Genomic DNA, 16383 nt, shown 5'->3' on the forward strand with positions numbered 1-16383 from the left:
CGCGGGCGAGGGGCTGCCCCCTCAAGTGCGCCTAGTCGCGGGCCACTTCGGCCCGCTCCGCGTCGTAGCGGCCATCGAGCTTGGCGACGAGCCCGGTGACCTGCCGCGCGATGTCGGGGGCCGTCAGGCCGATCTCCGCCATGATCTCCTTACGGGTCGCATGGTCGAGGAACCGCTCCGGGATACCGAAGTCACGCAGCGGCACATCGACGCCAGCGTCCCGCAGCGCCTGCGCGACGGCGGAACCGACGCCACCGGCACGGCTGTTGTCCTCGACGGTGACGACGACGCGGTGCCGCTCGGCGAGCGGCGGCAGCGACTCGTCGACGGGCTTGACCCAGCGCGGGTCGACGACGGTGGCCGCGATCCCCTGCTTGTCGAGGAGGTCGGCGACCTCAAGGCACATCGGTGCCAGCGCGCCGACGGAGACGAGGAGCACGTCAGGATTGCGCACCTCGGGCGCCGGTTCCCGCAGTACGTCCATGCCGCCGATCCGCGCCACGGCGGGAACCGCGGGTCCTACGGCGCCCTTCGAGTACCGGACCACCGTGGGTGCGTCGTCCACCTCGACCGCCTCGCGCAGCTGGGCGCGTACCTGGTCGGCGTCGCGGGGTGCGGCCAGCCGCAGTCCCGGCACGCACTGGAGGATGGACATGTCCCACATGCCGTTGTGCGAGGCACCGTCGGAGCCGGTGATCCCCGCGCGGTCCAGCACGAAGGTGACGCCGCACTTGTGCAGCGCGACATCCATGAGGAGCTGGTCGAAGGCGCGGTTGAGGAAGGTGGCGTAGACGGCGAAGACGGGGTGCACGCCACCCGTCGCCAGACCGGCGGCCGACACGGCCCCGTGCTGCTCGGCGATGCCCACGTCGTAGACCCTGTCGGGGAACTCCTGCGCGAAGGCGTGCAGTCCGACGGGGCGCATCATCGCGGCCGTGATGGCGACGATGTCGTCGCGCTCGCGCCCGAGCTTGACCATCTCCTCGCCGAAGACCGAAGTCCAGTCGGCGCCCGAGGACTTGACCGGCAGTCCGGTGTCGGGGTGGATGACGGGAACGGCGTGGAACTGGTCGGCCTCGTCCTGCCGTGCCGGCTGGTAGCCCCGGCCCTTCTCGGTGAGGCAGTGCACCAGCACCGGGCCGCCGAAGCGCTTGGCCCGCTGGAGCGCGGACTCGACGGCGGCGATGTCGTGCCCGTCGATGGGGCCCACGTACTTCAGACCCAGGTCCTCGAACATGCCCTGCGGCGCGATGAAGTCCTTGAGGCCCTTCTTGGCGCCGTGCAGCGTCTCGTAGAGGGGCTTGCCGACAACGGGCGTGCGGTTGAGCACGTCCTTGCCGCGCGCGAGGAAGCGCTCGTAGCCGTCCGTCGTCCGCAGGGTCGCCAGGTGGTTGGCGAGGCCGCCGATGGTGGGCGAGTAGGAGCGCTCGTTGTCGTTGACCACGATGACGAGCGGGCGGTCCTTGGCCGCCGCGATGTTGTTCAGCGCCTCCCAGGCCATACCACCGGTGAGCGCGCCGTCACCGATGACGGCGACGACGGCCCGGTCCGCGTGCTCGCCGCCGCGCACCTCGTTGGCCTTGGCCAGGCCGTCGGCCCAGCCCAGAACGGTGGAGGCGTGCGAGTTCTCGATGATGTCGTGGTCGGACTCGGCGCGCGAGGGATAGCCGGAGAGGCCGCCCTTGGCACGCAGCCCGGAGAAGTCGTGGCGGCCGGTGAGCAGCTTGTGCACGTAGGACTGGTGTCCCGTGTCGAAGAGGATCTTGTCCTGGGGGGATTCGAAGACGCGGTGCAGGGCGATGGTCAGTTCGACCACGCCGAGGTTCGGGCCCAGATGGCCGCCGGTCTTGGAGACCGCCTCGACCAGGAAGGTGCGGATCTCTGCTGCGAGCGTCTCAAGCTGCTCCGGGCCGAGCTGGTCCAGATCGCGTGGTCCCCTGATGCGGGTCAGCAACGCCACCCGTACCTCCTTGCTTCGAGCGTGATCGAGCGTGATCGAGCGGTTGTGATCGAGCAGTGCCGATTCCGTCGAGTCTAATGTTCCGCCGGAGCGCTGCCTCATCGACCGGTGCTATCTCAGTCACACGAACGCGTTACCGGTCCCCGCGCCCCGTCACCCACCAGCGCCCCACCCCCGCCGAACGCCCCGCTCACCCATGCGAACCCCGCACCGATGGCTGCGCACGAGCCCGACGCACAGGAGAGAGAGCGCCCCGTAAGGGGCGCGGGGAACTGCGCGACAAGCCACAACCCACCCGCACCCCCGGACGCACGGTCAGGGGCACCCCGGAAGGCACACCACGCGGGGCACGCCCTACGCGCGGCCCACCATCACGCGCGGCCCACCATCACGCGCGGCCCACCATCACGCGCGGCCCGCAGTCTTCTGCGTACGGCGCGAAACAGAGTCGATCACGACTGCGGCGAGAAGCACGGCGCCAGTGATCATGTCGCGCACGGCCGAGCCGGTGCCCAGGAGTGCCATGCCGGAGTTGATGGACTGGATGACCAGCGCGCCCAGCAGCGCCGACCAGGTCTTTCCGCGTCCGCCGAAGAGGCTGGTGCCGCCGATGACGGCTGCGGCGATGCAGTTCATCAGGAGGCTGCCTGCACCGGAGGACTGGTTGGCCGCGTTGATCTGGGAGGCGAAGAACATGCCGCCGACGGCCGCCATGGTTCCGGCGATGGCGTAGACCGTGATGCGGATCATGGGCACGTTGATGCCGGCACGCCCGGCGGCCTCGCTGCTGCCGCCGACGGCGAAGACCTTGCGGCCGTACGTGGTGCGCCGCAGCACGAAGTCCGAGAGGAGCACCACACCGAGGAAGATCACCACGGCGAGCGGCAGGCCCTTGTAGGAGTTGAAGACGGCAGCCGCCGCGAAGGCGGGCACGGCGACCACCACCGTGCGCAGGATGATCTCGCTGAGCGGGCGGCTGGGGACGCCGGCGGCCTTGCGGCGGCGCGCGTCCAGCAGGGAGAAGCCCAGGAAGGCGAGGGAGCAGACGGTGGCGAGGCCCGTCGCGGCGATCTTGTCGCTGAAGTAGTGGTTGGTGAGCTGGGCCACCACGCCGTCGTCGTCGAGGTTGATGGTGCCGGTGGGGCCCAGGATCTGGAGCATCAGGCCGTTCCAGCCCAGCAGGCCGGCCAGGGTGACCACGAAGGCCGGCACGCCGATCTTCGCGAAGAAGAAGCCGTGGAGGGCGCCCGCTGCCGTACCCGTGAGGATGGCCAGAATCAGTGCCAGGACCTCGTTCATGCCCTGGTTGACGTTGAAGACGGCGAGCACGGCCGCTGACATGCCGCTGACCGAGCCGACGGACAGGTCGATCTCGCCGAGTATCAGGACGAAGACGATGCCGACGGCGATGAGCCCGGTGCCGGCGCTCTGGATGAACAGGTCGCTGAGGTTGTTCGCACTCAGGAACGCCGAGTCCTGGAGCTGGAAGACGGCGGCGATGATGAGCAGGCCGACGACGACGGGGACGGAGCCCAGCTCTCCCGTGCGCAGCCTGCGCCCGAGGTCGCCCGCGTAGCCCTTGAAGCCCTCCTGCCGTACCAGCAGGCGGGGGTCCAGGGCCGTACTGGCGCCCTTGGCCGCGCCGTCGGTCTCTTCCGTGGGGGTTCCGGTGGTCACTGGTCCACCTCCGGGGTGCGCGCCTCGCGGCGGGTGACGACGTTGTCGGTGGCGCCTGTGATGGCGGAAACGATCTGTTCCTGACTGGTCTCGCTGACCTGGAACGTGCCGTTGTTGCGGCCGAGCCGCAGGACGGCGACGCGGTCGCAGACCTCTCTGACCTCGGCCATGTTGTGGCTGATGAGCAGCACGCCGAGGCCGCGTTCGCGCAGCCGCTCCACGAGGTCGAGGACCTGTGCCGTCTGTTCGACACCGAGCGCTGCCGTGGGCTCGTCGAGGATGACGACCTTGGGCTCGCCCAGCAGGGAGCGGGCGATGGCGACGGTCTGGCGCTGCCCGCCGGAGAGCGAGGCGACCGGGATACGGACGCTGGGGATACGGATGGAGAGGGTGGCGAGCAGCTCGCGGGCGCGGCGCTCCATCTCGACCTCGTCGAGGATGCCGCGTGCGCGCAGTTCGTTGCCGAGGAAGAGGTTGCCGACGACATCGAGGTTGTCGCAGAGCGCGAGGTCCTGGTAGACGGTCGCGATGCCGAGGTCCTGGGCGTCGTGCGGCCGGTTGATCTCGGCGGGGCTGCCCTCCCATTCGAGGGTGCCCTCGTCGGCGGGGCCGACGCCCGCGATCGCCTTGACGAGGGTGGACTTGCCCGCACCGTTGTCGCCGACGAGCGCGACGACCTCGTGGGGGTGGATCTCCAGCTCGACGTCCGTGAGCGCCTGTACGGCGCCGAACCGCTTGGAGATCCCGCGCAACGCCAGGACAGGCGTAGCGGACACGTGAATCATCTCCTTCACCGCCTGACCGGCGGAACGTGCGTACCGGCGCTCCGCCCCCGGCGGGGTAGGAGGGGGCGGAGCGCCGGACGGCCTGGGTGGCGGGTTACTTGATGCCCGCCTTGTCGCACGCGTCCTTGAACTTGGCGGTGCAGATCTCCTTGGCCGTGAAGAAACCGGCCTTGCCGACGTACTGCTTGACCTCGTCCTGGGTGAGCGGCAGCGGCTTGACGATGATCGTCGGCACGCCCTTCTCGGACTCGCTGTCGGTCTTGGACGTCGCGATGTCGTCGAGCTTCTCGCCCTTGGCCAGTGCGACGGCGAACTTGGCGGCTGCCTCGGTCTCGGGCACGTACGGCTTGTAGACGCTCATGAACTGTTCGCCCGTCAGGATGCGCTGGACGGCGTTGAGTTCGGCGTCCTGGCCGGTGACCGGAGGCATCTCGTCCTTGGCGAACCCGGCGCCCTTGAGCGCGGTGATGACGCCGCCCGCCATGCCGTCGTTGGCGGAGTAGACGCCGACGATCTTCTTCTTGCCGAGGGAGGAGAGAGCGCCCTTCATGTTCTCGTTGGCGTTCTCCGGCTTCCACTCCTTGGTGTCGTACTCCTTGCCGACCTTCACCTTGCCGTCGAGGACGGAGTGCGCGCCCTCCTTGTACATCTTGGCGTTGGGGTCGGTGACCGAGCCGTTCATCATGACGATCTGGCCCTTGTCGGCCTTGTCGCCCAGCTCCTTGAGGAGCGAGGTGGCCTGGATCTTGCCGACCCGGGGGTTGTCGACGGAGGTGTACGCCTTGATGGGGCCTTCGGCGAGGCGGTCGTAGGCGACGACGGGGATGTCACGGTCGTCGGCCTTCTTGACGGAGCTGGAGACCGACTTGGCGTCCACGGCGTCGAGGATCAGCGCGTCGACGTTCTTGGTGATCATCGTGTCGACCTGCTGCTGCTGCAGGTTGGCGTCCTGCTTGGCGTTGGAGTAAAGGATCTTGGTGTCCTCGCCCGCCAACTCCTTGATCTTCTTCTCCATCAGCGGCTTGTCGAAGCGCTCGTAGCGCGCCGTCTGGTTCTCCGGCAGAAGGAGCCCGATGGTGAGCGGCCCCTTCTTGTCCTTCTTGCTGTCCGCGTTGTCGCCGGCCTCGTCGGCACTGCCGCAGGCGGCCGTGGTGAGGGCGAGCGAGAGGGCGACCGTACCGAACACGATGCCGCGCACTGCTGCGTGCATTGGGGCTACCTCCCTGACGGGGCCGCGGCGTTGCGACCGAGGTAGCCGGAAGTCAACTCGTCGGCGCTTCTGCGGTCAATAAGTAAATCCTTAACGAGATGGCAACGATGCCATTCGTTACCCAAGTGAAGGCAGCCAGGTGGGCATTCGGAGATCATTCATGCCCGTACGGGCAGAAACGGGCAGCGCTCAGGCGGCGAAGGACGCGGCGGCGTCCAGCAGGGTGGCCTCGCCCATCTCGTTCAGCACCAGCGCGAGCGCGCCCAGGACCTCGGCGCGGCTGCCCAGTTCGCCGGGCGAGACCCGCAACTGCCGTGCCGCGCTGGGGATGGAGTAGCGCGCGACCGAGTCCCTGACCGGGTCGAGCACGAGGTCGCCCGCCTCGGCCAGGTCGCCACCGAGCACCACACGCGAGGGGTTGAGGAGGTTGCAGAGGCTGGCGACCCCGCTGCCGATGTGGCGGCCGATGTCGGCGATCACCCGGCGGCACCCCGGGTCGCCCTCGCCCGCGAGCCGTACGACCCTGGCCATGGTCAGACCGGTGCCGTGGCTGGAGTGCAGCAGGGGCAGCACATAGCGCGCCGCCGTGAAGGTCTCCAGGCAGCCGCGGTTGCCGCAGCGGCACACGGGACCCGACTCGTCGAGGGTGATGTGGCCGATCTCCCCCGCCGTGCCGCCGGGACCGCGGTAGATCTGGCCGTTGATGACCAGCCCGGCGCCGACGCCGCTGGCGACCTTGATGTACGCGAGGTCGTCGGCGCCCTGGCCCGCGCCCCAGACCCGCTCGCCGAGCGCGCCCAGGTTGGCGTCGTTGTCGACGTAGACGGGCACCCCCGTCCTCGCGGCCATCTCGTCGCGCGGATGGGCGCCGGCCCAGCCCGGCAGTATGGCGGTCGAGCCCAGCACGCCCGTTCCGATGTCGATGGGTCCCGGGACGCCGAGGCCGATGCCGATGATCTTGCCGGGGCTGATCCCGCTCTCGCTCACCAGCCGGCGCACCAGGCGCTCGGCGCGGTCGAAGCCCTCGGCCGACGAGGCGTCGACGTCGATGGGTTCGGCGTCCTCGGCCAGCACCTTGTGCGCGAGGTTGCCGACGGCGACGCGCAGGTGGGAGTGGCCGAAGTCGACGCCGACGACGATCCCGGCGTCGGCGCTGAGCGCGACGGCGCGCGCCCTGCGTCCGCCGGCCGAGGTCGGGGTGACCTCGACGGTCCCGCCTTCCTTCAGCTCTCGCACGATGTTGGAGACGGTCGCGGCGGAGAGCCCCGTGGTCCTGGCGATCTCCGCCTGAGTGAGCGAGCCCGCCATGCGCACGGCACGGATGACTCGTTCAAGGTTCGCCCGGTGCAGCGAAGACTGCGACCCCGGAGTCTCGACCACTGTTCACTCCCCGTTGTGTCTCCAACATATGAACTCTAAGCAGAGCCCGAGCCGTTCCGTCCGTCAAGTCCTTGAGCACGGCTGGGCGCGGTGGGGCTCATCTGTGCCGCCGATTCTACGAAGAGTGAGCGCCGCGCACGCAGGGGTCCCCGACCGCGGCCGGGGACCCCTGGGACCCGCCTCCCGTGCGCCGGTGCGCGGGAGGCGGGTGCACTGCACGGGCTGGTCCGTCACGCGACGGACGGGCCTTCACTTCACTGACGTACCCCGCACTCCGGCGTACCCCTCACTTCACGGACCCGGCCGTCAGACCGGAGACGACGTGCTTCTCGATGACCGCGAAGAGGATGATGACGGGAACGATGGCGACGACCGAGGCGGCGAACAAGTAGTTCCACTGCACGGTGTAGTTGCCGATGAAGTTGTTGATGCCGACCGTCAGCGGCTGCTTGTCGGGCTCCGTGGTGAGCGTCAGGCCCATCACGAACTCGTTCCACGAGGTGATGAAGGTGAAGATCACCGCGGTGACGACGCCCGGCAGCGCCAGCGGGAGCGTCACCTTCACCATCGCCCCGAAGCGGCTGGTGCCGTCGACCATCGCGGCCTCCTCCAGCTCCTTCGGGATCGAGCTGATGTAGGCGGTCAGGATCCACACGGCGAAGGCCAGGTTGAACGCGGAGTTGCAAATGATCAGCGTCCAGACCGAGTTGAGCATGTCCAGCTGGTGGAACTCGCGGTAGAGGCCGACCAGCAGCGCCGTGGGCTGGAACATCTGCGTGACCAGGACGAGCAGCAGGAAGAACTTCCTGCCCCGGTAGCGCACCCGTGCCGTGTAGTAGGCGGCGGGCAGCGAGACCAGCAGCACCACCAGGGTGGCACCGCCCGCGACCATCAGCGTCACCTGGAGATTGTTGCCGAGGTCGGACTCCTTCCACACGTCGACGAAGTTCGCCCAGTCCAGGTTCTGGGGCAGATACGTCCTGTCCCGCAGCTCCTCCTTGGGACGGAGCGCGGTGATGATCATCTCCAGATACGGCGCCAGGAAGATCGCGGCCAGCGCCCAGGCGCTTACCGCGATGACCAGGGTTCGTGGCCGGAAGGTGCGTTTCGGCGCCTTGGGAGGCCCGGCCTTGGGCACCTGCGTGCCGGCGGCGGTCGCAGTGGCCATCAGTCCTCCTCGTTCCACCGGCTGACCTTCAAGAAGATCAGCACCAGCACCACGACCATCGCGAAGTTGACCACCGACATGGCGGCCGACTCACCGATGTCGGTCTCCTTCAGCTTGTACATGAACACCATCGACGTGGACGTGTCGTAGCCGGGACCGCCCTGCGTCATGGCCCAGATGATCGGGAACGAGTTGAAGACGTTGATGAGGTTGATGACCACACCGACGAGGAAAGCGGGCCGCAGCATCGGCAGCGTGATCCCCGTGTACGTCTGCCAGGACCCGGCCCCGTCGATCGTCGCCGCCTCGTAGACGTCGTGCGGGATCGTCTGGAGCCCGGCCAGCAGCGTGTACGTGGTGAAGGGCAGCGACACGAAGATCGCCACGGCCATCATCCACGGCCACGCGGTGCCGGGAGAGCCCAGCCAGTCACGGGACTTGTCGATGATGCCGAGGTCCAGCATCACCGTGTTGAGGACGCCGGCCGTCTGGTTGAGCATCCATTTGAAGCCGATCGCGGTCATCAGCACGGAGGCGGCCCACGGGGCGATGAGCGCCCAGCGGGTGATCCGGCGGCCCGGGAAGCGCTGGTTGAACAGCTGTGCCAGGGCGAGCGAGAGCAGCATCGTGACGCTCACGACGACGACCGTCCACAGCACCGTCCAGAGCAGGACGGAGGCGAAGTCGGTCTCCTCGAAGAGCTTTTTGTACTTGTCCGACCCTGCGTTGCCGCGCACGATCCCGGCGATGCTGATGTTCAGGAAGGACGTGCGGATCAGCTCGATGACCGGCCATACGACGACGGCGAGGATCAGCAGGATGACGGGGGCGATCCAGGGGAGCGGGCCCAGCCGGGCCAGACCGCTGCGGCGGCTCGTCGGCCGCCGGGGGCCGCCCCCGGCGCGTCCCCGGCCTGGGGCCGGGGACGGCGGGGCCTTCAGTGACACAAGGTCTCCTTGAAGTACGGGATCTAGGGAGTGGCCTTGCGGCTACTTGCTCTTGGCTGCTTCCTCAGCCTTCTTCTGCAGGTCGCCGAGCACCTTCTTCGGGTCCTCCGTCGCGGCCTTGCCCCCGGTCTTCTTCATCTCGGCCGAGACGACGTCCCACGCCGGGTCGCCCAGCGGGTAGAACTTCGCGTTCGGCAGCTCCTTGAAGAGCGGCTCCAGGTCCTTGTGCTTCCCGTTGCCCTGCATCTCTTCGAGGGTGTCCTGGGTGACGGGCATCAGGTTGTACATCTCGTCGAACTTGAGCATCTTCTTGGAGTACGTGAAGTCCAGGAACTTCTTCACGCCCTCCTTGTCGGCGCCGCCGTCCTTGAACGCCATCATCCAGTCGGCCACGCCGAGGGTGGACTTGAGCGGTCCGTCCTTGCCGGGGATGGTGGTGACGCCGTAGTCGACCTTGCCGTCCTTGGCCATCTGGATGAGGCTCGGGTGCCCGTTGAGCATGCCGACCTTGCCGGCCGCGAAGTCGGCGAAGGCGGTCTTGCGGTCGGTCGAGGCCGGGTTGGAGTAGGTCAGGCCGGGCTTGACCAGGTTCTTCTTGAGCCACTCGAAGGTCTCGACGTTCTGCTTGCTGTCGAGCGTGTACTTGCCGCCGTCGTCGGTGTAACCGCCGCCGTTGCCCAGCTCCCACATCATCGTCTCGCCCTGGGTCTCCTCGGGGCCGAGCGGCAGGGCGTAGGGAGTGTCGGCCGCCTTCGAGGACTTGATCTTCTTCGCCGCTTCGGCGAGTTCGTCCCAGGTCTTCGGCGGGCTCTTGATCCCCGCCTTCTCGTAGACCTTCTTGTTGTAGAAGAGCACGCGGCTGGAGGAGACCCACGGAATGCCGTACTGGGTGCCGTCGACCTCTCCGGCCTCGGCGAAGGACGGAATGAGGTTCTTCCGCGTCTTGGCGGACAGCACGTCGTCGGCCTTGTAGAGCAGATCGTCCGCGACCTTGTCGGCATAGCCGCCGGTCTGCAGCAGGTCGGGCTGGTTGCCGGCCTGGATCATGTTCTTGACGGACTTGTCGATCTCGTTCCAGTTGATGACCTGGACGTCGACCTTGTAGCCCTTGTTGCTCTTCTCGAAGTCCTTGGCGACGTCCTTCCAGTAGATCTTGGAAGCGTTGGAAGCCTTGTCGCCGTAGTCGGCGGCCACGAGTTTGATCGTTTTGCTGTCGCCGCCCCCGCTGTCACCGCCACAGGCCGTAACTCCCAGTGCCATGGCGAGCGTTGCGGCCCCAACCGCGACTGCTCTTCTGTTCATTTTGCTCAACCCTTCGACATCCGTGTCGACTTGCCCGGTGATCCAGGTGGCGCTCTGGCGCCGAGACTACTCACGGCGCTTTCCGGCACAACAGGTCTAGGCCACTTTCGTAGCCAAGCTGAAATCAGCAGCCGGACAGGGGCAGTTGACCACCCGCGCGAGGCGGCCGTTCCCCCGTGGCCGCCGTACGCGAACCCCTCGCGACGACCGGCCGTACCCCGGGCCGCCGATCTTGCGGAGCCCCGCGGCCGTTCCCCTGAAGCCCCGCGGCCGATCTCCCGGCGCGGGGCGCAAGAGGCAGCGTGGAACGCGTGGGGCGAGGCGCACAAGGCGGCGGACAGGCGACGATCCGGAGCCCGTACTTCCGCTCGCATGCGCCTCCGGTCACACCTCCCCCGCTGGTGTAAAGCATGGGCGATTCCGGGTTTCTGACGAACCGGTATGACACCAATAGAACGATTGTCAAAACCAGCGGAAGATCGAAAAAGGGAGCACTATGGACACTCAATCCCGGGGCCCCATATCGTGAGCGCCATCCCCTGAACGGCCACCGCCAGCTCTCGGACGGAGGAGTCGTGGACGAACCCACCCACCCTCGTAAACCCCCCGGCAGTTCCCCAGGTCATCGGGCGCCCGAACAGGCCGAGGGAGAAGAGGAAAAAGCGAGGGAGCCGGAGTATGTCTTCCGCGTATTAGGCCCCTTGAAATCGCCACTGCGCAACCAGGGAACGCCCAAGTTACGTGCCCTGCTCGGCACATTGCTCCTCAATGCGAACCGCACCGTTTCCGTCGGCAGTCTGGTGGAGACACTATGGGCAGGATCTCCACCCCCCTCGGCGGCTGCCAATATCCAGACATATGTCTCAGGAATACGGAAGTCGCTCGACCTGCACACCGAGAACGGAAGCCGACGGCTGCTCACCCGCACTCCGGGATATGTACTGAGAGTGCGCCCGGGTGAACTCGACCTGCCGCATTTCACCGAACTGTCCGCCATGGGCAGGGCGGCGCTCGCACGTAACGAGGCGACGCGCGCAGCCGCGCTGTTCGAGCGCGCGGCGAAGCTGTGGAGGGGCCGCCCCCTTGAGGACATCGAAAGGCTCTCCACATCCTTCGAGGCCCAGGTCAACGCCCTGGAAGAGCAGCATCTCTCGGTCCTGAACGACTGGACGGCCGCGCGTCTGGAACTCGGCCAGAACGACGAACTGATCCTGGAACTGCGCATGATGGTCCACGACTGGCCGCTCTCGGAACGCACCTGGTACCACCTCATGCTGGCGCTGTGCAGGTCCGGCCGGGTATCGGCGGCGCTGGCCGCGTACCGACAGGCACGGGAGACCATCGTCGGGGAGACCGGAATCGAGCCTTCAGAAACCCTTCGCGCCCTCCATGAGGCGATCCTGACCGGAAGCACCCCGCGCCTCACGGAAATGGGAAAGGTCATCGCATTCCACCACAGCTCAGTCGCCGGATGATCCTACGGAAGGCCGGCTCGCAGGGCGGGGCCAGGACTCGTGAAAGCTTTCACGGGCCGCCGCTGACGCCGTTTCACAGCCTTCCTTGTACGCGGTCTTGTCTGCGGTCTTGTACGCCGTCGTGCGTGCGGTCTCCTCCGTGGTCTCACGCATGGCCTCGTAAGCGGACTCACGGTGTGAAAGGCTCGCGACGCGGAACCCATGTTCCAAGTAGGCGGTACCGCCTGCCTCGTATTCCTTCCAGCATTCCGTGACCCGGCGCACCACATGCGGGAAGAGCAGCGTATGCAGTTCACTCGCCATGACGAAACGGTGCTCCGAGAGTTCCTCGGGAGGAAGCCGGATGTCGTTCGGCGCCTCCTCCCCCAACCGGCCGCCGAACACAAAGACCTGGGAGGCATCCCTGCCTTCACGCGGTGGTATCCAGTCGAGACCTATCAGCCCGCTCAGGGAGACGGGAACTCCGATTTCCTCGCCGATCTCGCGCCGGCAGGCCGCCAGCGGGGACTCACCCGACTCGATCACTCCGCCCGGCAGCAGCCAGCCTGGCCGGTAGGTCGGCCGCACCAGCAGGGCACACCCGTGCCCGTCGAGGAGCAGCGCGCAGGCGGCCCCCCGGGTGCGCGGCAACCCGGCGAGATAGGCACGCGCCGCCTCCTTCTCTTCGTGCTCTTCATGCTCGCCGTGCTCCTCGTGCTCTTCGTGCTTCTCGTGCTTCTCGTGCTTCTCGTGCTCCGCCGTCACCTCCGTCAGCTCCCCGCTGCTCCGAGTGCGCCGCCGTCGGGCGCCGGGAGCCCGCCGAGCAGCACGTCCGGTTCGATCCCCGCGATACCGCCGTGCAGGATCGCCTGGAAGAGCGCCGTGCGCGCGGTGCACTCGATGTTGTGGAGCGAGGCCACGGCAGCGGTGAGGTTGTTCGCGAGGATGAAGACGCCGTGCCTGTAGGCGACGAAGCCCACCCCGTGCGCCTTCAACTCCCCCGCGCGCGGGCCGATCTGTTCGAGCATATGAGGGATCAGGCCCAGCTCGTAGCCCGCGATCGACTCCGGGCGCGAGCGCATGCAGTCGGGCACGCGTACCTCGGCGCGGCCCGTCGCCACGTCCTCGCGTGCAGCGGCCTCGTCGAAGGTGAAGCACGGCACCTCGCCGAGCAGGTCGGAGCGGGTGGTCACGGTCGGCACCCCGAGCCCGAGCGAGGCGAAGGCCAGGCTGTACGGGGCGTGAGCGTGGACGAGCGCGTGGCAGTGCTCGAACTCCCGGTAGGCGGCGAGGTGCAGGGGCGTGTCGACGGGTGCGTGACCGGTGATCCGTTCCACGACACCGCCCTCGGCGTCGTAGACGATGGTGTCCCGCGTGGAGATGTCCCAGTGGTTGAGCGGGCCACCCGCGGTCGTGGACACGATGTCACCGGAGTCGGTACGGACGCTGATCGCGCCTCCGTTCGGGTCCAGCGAGCCCCAGCGGGTCAGTTGGGAGACCGCGCGGACGACGTGCTCGCGCTGGGCGGTGTAACGCATGCTGTGCTCCTCGGCGTTCGGCGGGCGGCGGGCGGCGGGGGCGGAATTCGGTGCTGCGGCACTCAGGCCGGGGAGAGCGCGGGCTCTGTCGTCGGGGGTCCAGGCGGGACGGCGGTCGCAGCCGCACCGCGGCACAGTTCCCGCGCGAGGCTCGTATAGGCGGCGACGTACCGCGCGTGCGAGAACGAACGGGCGTGGATGTGCGCGCGTCTCCCCAGCGCCTCCAGGCGCTCGTGGGGCCAGGCGGCGGCTTCCGCGAGGGCCCGTTGCAGCGCTGCGTCATCGGCGCGGCCGGCGCGGGCTCCGTCGTCCTGGTCTCCGTCGTCCGCGCGGCCTCCGTCGTCCGCGTGATCTGTGCTGCTCACGGGGTCGGTGTGCCGGTAGCGCAGGCCCGTGGCGCCCTGGAGGACGAGTTCGGAACTGCCGCCGCAGTCGGGCACGATCTGCGGGATCATGGCAGCCGCCGCCTCGACCACGCTCCTGCCGAACCCCTCGATGCTTGAGGCGGACACCAGGACATCGGTCTCCTCGACCCAGCGGTCGGGCACATGGCCGTGAAAGACGATCTCGCCGTCAGGGCGCAGGGCGCCCGCGAGCTGCCGCAGCGAGGTGAGGGCACTGCCCTCACCGAAGATGTTGAGCCGCGTACGGCAGGTGACGGCGGTCGGCAGCGATGCGTAAGCGGTGATGATCCGGTCGATGCGCTTCCAGGGCTCGATACGGGAGACGACCGAGAACCGCCGTACGGGACGGGGCACGAACACGGGCGGTCCCGCCGGGATCGGCACCCCGTTGTGGATGGTGCGGGCGCGGATGTGCGGGGGCCCGTGTTCGATCACGCTGCCGGTCGCCGCCCTGCTCACGCCCACCCAGCAGTCGGCCTGCGCGAGCACGTCCCAGTCCAGTTCGTGCGGGGCCCAGGAGGTCAGCCGCCCGCTGTCGGGGGCAGCGGTACGCAGCCGGTGCCCGGCGACGAAGATGCCGCGCAGCACCGGCGCGACGGGGCAGCCCCATCTCCTGGCGCGCGGCACGTCGAGCAGGGCCGTACGGTGCGTGCCGATCAGCACGGTTCCGGCGGGGTCGGCGGCCAGCTCCTCGTCCAGCGCGCCCAGGTAGGAGCCGGCGTCCGTCACACGCCGGACCCGTACACCTGGCGCTGCCGGGACTCCTGCCACTCCCGGCCCTCCCGGCACTCCCGGCAGCGGCGCGGGTGCGGGTGAGGCGCCGTCGTAGTTCCACCACAGCACCACCACGTCGATCCCCATGACCTTCTTGAGGCCGCGTGCCAGTTCCATGGTCGAGCGTTCAGCGCCGCCCTCGGCCGTGGTCAGCCAGGTGAGCACGATGCGGCGGACGGCGCCGTGGTGCCAGGTGCCGGCGCCCGGATACCGTCCGGAAACTGCCGTACGAGGGGGCAGCGCCGTGGCACGCCAAGGGGAAAGGGATACCGGTGGCTCCGGTAAGCGGGAAACGGCTGGCCCGGTCACGCGAAATCCCCCTCAAGTCGGCTTCCTGTACCGGCGGCGAGCGTAGCCGCACCGGCCACAAGCTCTCTACAATTCACCTACGAGCGCGGTCGGTTGAAGAGAGAGCATGCCCTTCCTTTGGATTCTGGATTAGCCTTCCGGCATGCCCAGCATCGAGATCCCTGAGCATCTCAAGCCCGCCGACGGCCGATTCGGGTGCGGCCCTTCGAAGATCCGCACTCAGCAGCTGACCGCACTCACTGACAATCGCGCTGCGAGTTCCCGCACCACGCGGGAAGAACGGAGCGTGCCCGCTTTGACGGGCCGGATACGCGAGGGGCTGCGGGAGCTGTTCGCACTCCCCGCGGGACACGAGGTGGTGCTCGGCGCCGGCGGCACCTCGGCGTTCTGGCAGGTCGCCGCCTACGGCCTGGTCCGGCGCAGGTCCCAGCATCTCGTCTTCGGCCTGTTCTCCTCGATGTTCGCCGACATCACCGGCGCCGCGCCCTGGCTCCGGGCTCCTTCGGTGCGCGAGGCGCCTCCCGGCACCCACGCCTGCCCCGCGCCGGAAGCCGGGATCGACACCTACGCGCTGACGCACTGCGAGACCTCGACCGGGGTCGCGATGCCCGTGGAGCGGGTCGGCGGCGGCGCGGAGAAGGCGCTCACGGTGGTCGACGCCACCAGCGCTGCCGGGGCGCTCGCCGTCGCACCCGACGCCTACGACGTCTACTACTTCGGCCCGCAGAAATGCTTCGGCGCCGAAGGAAGCACATGGGTCGCCCTGTTGTCGCCCGCCGCTCTGGAACGTATGGAAGAGATCGCGGCGAGCGACCGCTACATTCCGGAGTTCTTCAGCCTGCTTACGGCCGTGGAATCGTCACGGCGCGACACGTTCCCCGAAGAGCCGTCGACCACAGGGCTCTTCTTCTTCGCCGAACAACTCGACTGGATTCTGCGGCAGGGCGGACTGGCCTGGTGCACGGCACGCACAGCTGAATCGTCGAGGCGCCTTTACGAATGGGCCGAGAAATCCTCCTACGCCACGCCTTTCGTCAGGGAACCGGCACAGCGTGCGCCCGTCGCGGGCACCATCGACCTCGACGAGGCGGTGGAAGCCCCCGCGGTGATCCGCACATTGCGCGCCAACGGCATCGTGGACCTGGAAGCCAACCGCAAGTGGGGCCCGAACCAGATACGGGTCGGTATGTACCCCGCGGTCGAACCGGACGACGTCGAGGCGCTGACCCACTGCATCGACCACGTGGTCGAGCGCTTGGGCTGACGCGTCGACCGGTTGGACTCTGACACGTCGGGCGGTTGGGCTCCGAGACGTCGGGCTGTCGGGGCACTCGTCGCGGCGCCGCTCCGGCCGGTACCGCGTCACCAGGGCGGGCGGTCAGCGGCGGACGACGTGCCGATCGACGGACTCGTTGCCGCGCCGGTCCAGCGGCCGTGTCACGTCCCTGGACCGGTGAAGCTCCGCGAGGTGCGGC

Annotated in this window: 13 protein-coding genes; 2 read left to right on the forward strand and 11 right to left on the reverse strand. The window is 68.3% G+C overall.

What is annotated here, in order from left to right; all coding sequences use genetic code 11:
- Positions 1–31: 31 nt before the first annotated feature.
- The 8 genes from dxs to NMN56_RS16900 form a co-directional block, all read right to left on the reverse strand.
- Positions 32–1960: a 1-deoxy-D-xylulose-5-phosphate synthase gene (gene dxs / locus NMN56_RS16865; protein WP_274045468.1), complete on the reverse strand. Its 1929-nt coding sequence runs from the start codon at positions 1958–1960 to the stop codon at positions 32–34.
- Positions 1961–2365: 405 nt separating this feature from the next.
- Positions 2366–3637, reverse strand: coding sequence for a sugar ABC transporter permease (locus NMN56_RS16870; protein ID WP_274045388.1), 1272 nt, complete (start codon positions 3635–3637; stop codon positions 2366–2368).
- Positions 3634–4422: an ATP-binding cassette domain-containing protein gene (locus NMN56_RS16875; protein WP_274045387.1), complete on the reverse strand. Its 789-nt coding sequence runs from the start codon at positions 4420–4422 to the stop codon at positions 3634–3636. The genes NMN56_RS16870 and NMN56_RS16875 overlap by 4 nt, the downstream gene beginning before the upstream one ends.
- 94 nt (positions 4423–4516) lie before the next feature.
- Positions 4517–5632: a substrate-binding domain-containing protein gene (locus NMN56_RS16880; protein WP_274045385.1), complete on the reverse strand. Its 1116-nt coding sequence runs from the start codon at positions 5630–5632 to the stop codon at positions 4517–4519.
- A gap of 189 nt (positions 5633–5821) precedes the next feature.
- Positions 5822–7012, reverse strand: coding sequence for an ROK family transcriptional regulator (locus tag NMN56_RS16885; protein WP_274045384.1), 1191 nt, complete (start codon positions 7010–7012; stop codon positions 5822–5824).
- Positions 7013–7298: 286 nt separating this feature from the next.
- Positions 7299–8180, reverse strand: coding sequence for a carbohydrate ABC transporter permease (locus NMN56_RS16890; RefSeq protein ID WP_274045383.1), 882 nt, complete (start codon positions 8178–8180; stop codon positions 7299–7301).
- Entirely contained in the window at positions 8180–9127 is a 948-nt protein-coding gene (locus NMN56_RS16895) for a carbohydrate ABC transporter permease (RefSeq protein WP_274045382.1), read from the reverse strand. Before NMN56_RS16895 ends, NMN56_RS16890 begins: the two co-directional genes overlap by 1 nt.
- A 42-nt stretch (positions 9128–9169) precedes the next feature.
- Complete coding sequence (locus NMN56_RS16900) at positions 9170–10429, reverse strand: extracellular solute-binding protein (RefSeq protein WP_274045380.1); 1260 nt, start codon at positions 10427–10429, stop codon at positions 9170–9172.
- Positions 10430–11004: 575 nt separating this feature from the next.
- Between NMN56_RS16900 and NMN56_RS16905 the strand changes: the two genes are divergently transcribed.
- Positions 11005–11904 carry an AfsR/SARP family transcriptional regulator gene (locus NMN56_RS16905; protein ID WP_274045379.1) on the forward strand — a complete coding sequence of 300 codons (900 nt, stop codon included), beginning with the start codon at positions 11005–11007 and terminating at the stop codon, positions 11902–11904.
- Here NMN56_RS16905 and NMN56_RS16910 read toward each other — a convergent pair.
- From NMN56_RS16910 to NMN56_RS16920, 3 genes are all read right to left on the reverse strand, one after another.
- Positions 11890–12648, reverse strand: a complete 759-nt coding sequence (locus NMN56_RS16910; RefSeq protein WP_274045378.1) for an NUDIX domain-containing protein — start codon at positions 12646–12648, stop codon at positions 11890–11892. The genes NMN56_RS16905 and NMN56_RS16910 overlap by 15 nt on opposite strands.
- 5 nt (positions 12649–12653) lie before the next feature.
- Complete coding sequence (locus NMN56_RS16915; protein ID WP_274045377.1) at positions 12654–13421, reverse strand: class II aldolase/adducin family protein; 768 nt, start codon at positions 13419–13421, stop codon at positions 12654–12656.
- Between the two features lie 62 nt (positions 13422–13483).
- Positions 13484–14764 (reverse strand): glycosyltransferase, encoded by a 1281-nt coding sequence (locus NMN56_RS16920; RefSeq protein WP_274045376.1) that lies wholly within the window; start codon positions 14762–14764, stop codon positions 13484–13486.
- Positions 14765–15050: 286 nt separating this feature from the next.
- On the opposite strand from NMN56_RS16920, the gene serC reads away from it, so the two are divergent.
- Positions 15051–16172: a phosphoserine transaminase gene (gene serC, locus NMN56_RS16925; RefSeq protein WP_274045375.1), complete on the forward strand. Its 1122-nt coding sequence runs from the start codon at positions 15051–15053 to the stop codon at positions 16170–16172.
- Positions 16173–16383 lie beyond the last annotated feature (211 nt).

Source organism: Streptomyces iconiensis, assembly GCF_028657195.3.
Classification (GTDB): Bacteria; Actinomycetota; Actinomycetes; order Streptomycetales; family Streptomycetaceae; genus Streptomyces; species Streptomyces iconiensis.

Coding starts and splice junctions, on each gene's coding strand:
- NMN56_RS16875 (WP_274045387.1), bottom strand. CDS start 4,422: ATGATTCACGTGTCCGCTACGCCTGTCCTGGCGTTGCGCGGGATCTCC.
- NMN56_RS16880 (WP_274045385.1), bottom strand. CDS start 5,632: ATGCACGCAGCAGTGCGCGGCATCGTGTTCGGTACGGTCGCCCTCTCG.
- NMN56_RS16890 (WP_274045383.1), bottom strand. CDS start 8,180: ATGGCCACTGCGACCGCCGCCGGCACGCAGGTGCCCAAGGCCGGGCCT.
- NMN56_RS16900 (WP_274045380.1), bottom strand. CDS start 10,429: ATGAACAGAAGAGCAGTCGCGGTTGGGGCCGCAACGCTCGCCATGGCA.
- NMN56_RS16915 (WP_274045377.1), bottom strand. CDS start 13,421: ATGCGTTACACCGCCCAGCGCGAGCACGTCGTCCGCGCGGTCTCCCAA.
- serC (WP_274045375.1), top strand. CDS start 15,051: ATGCCCAGCATCGAGATCCCTGAGCATCTCAAGCCCGCCGACGGCCGA.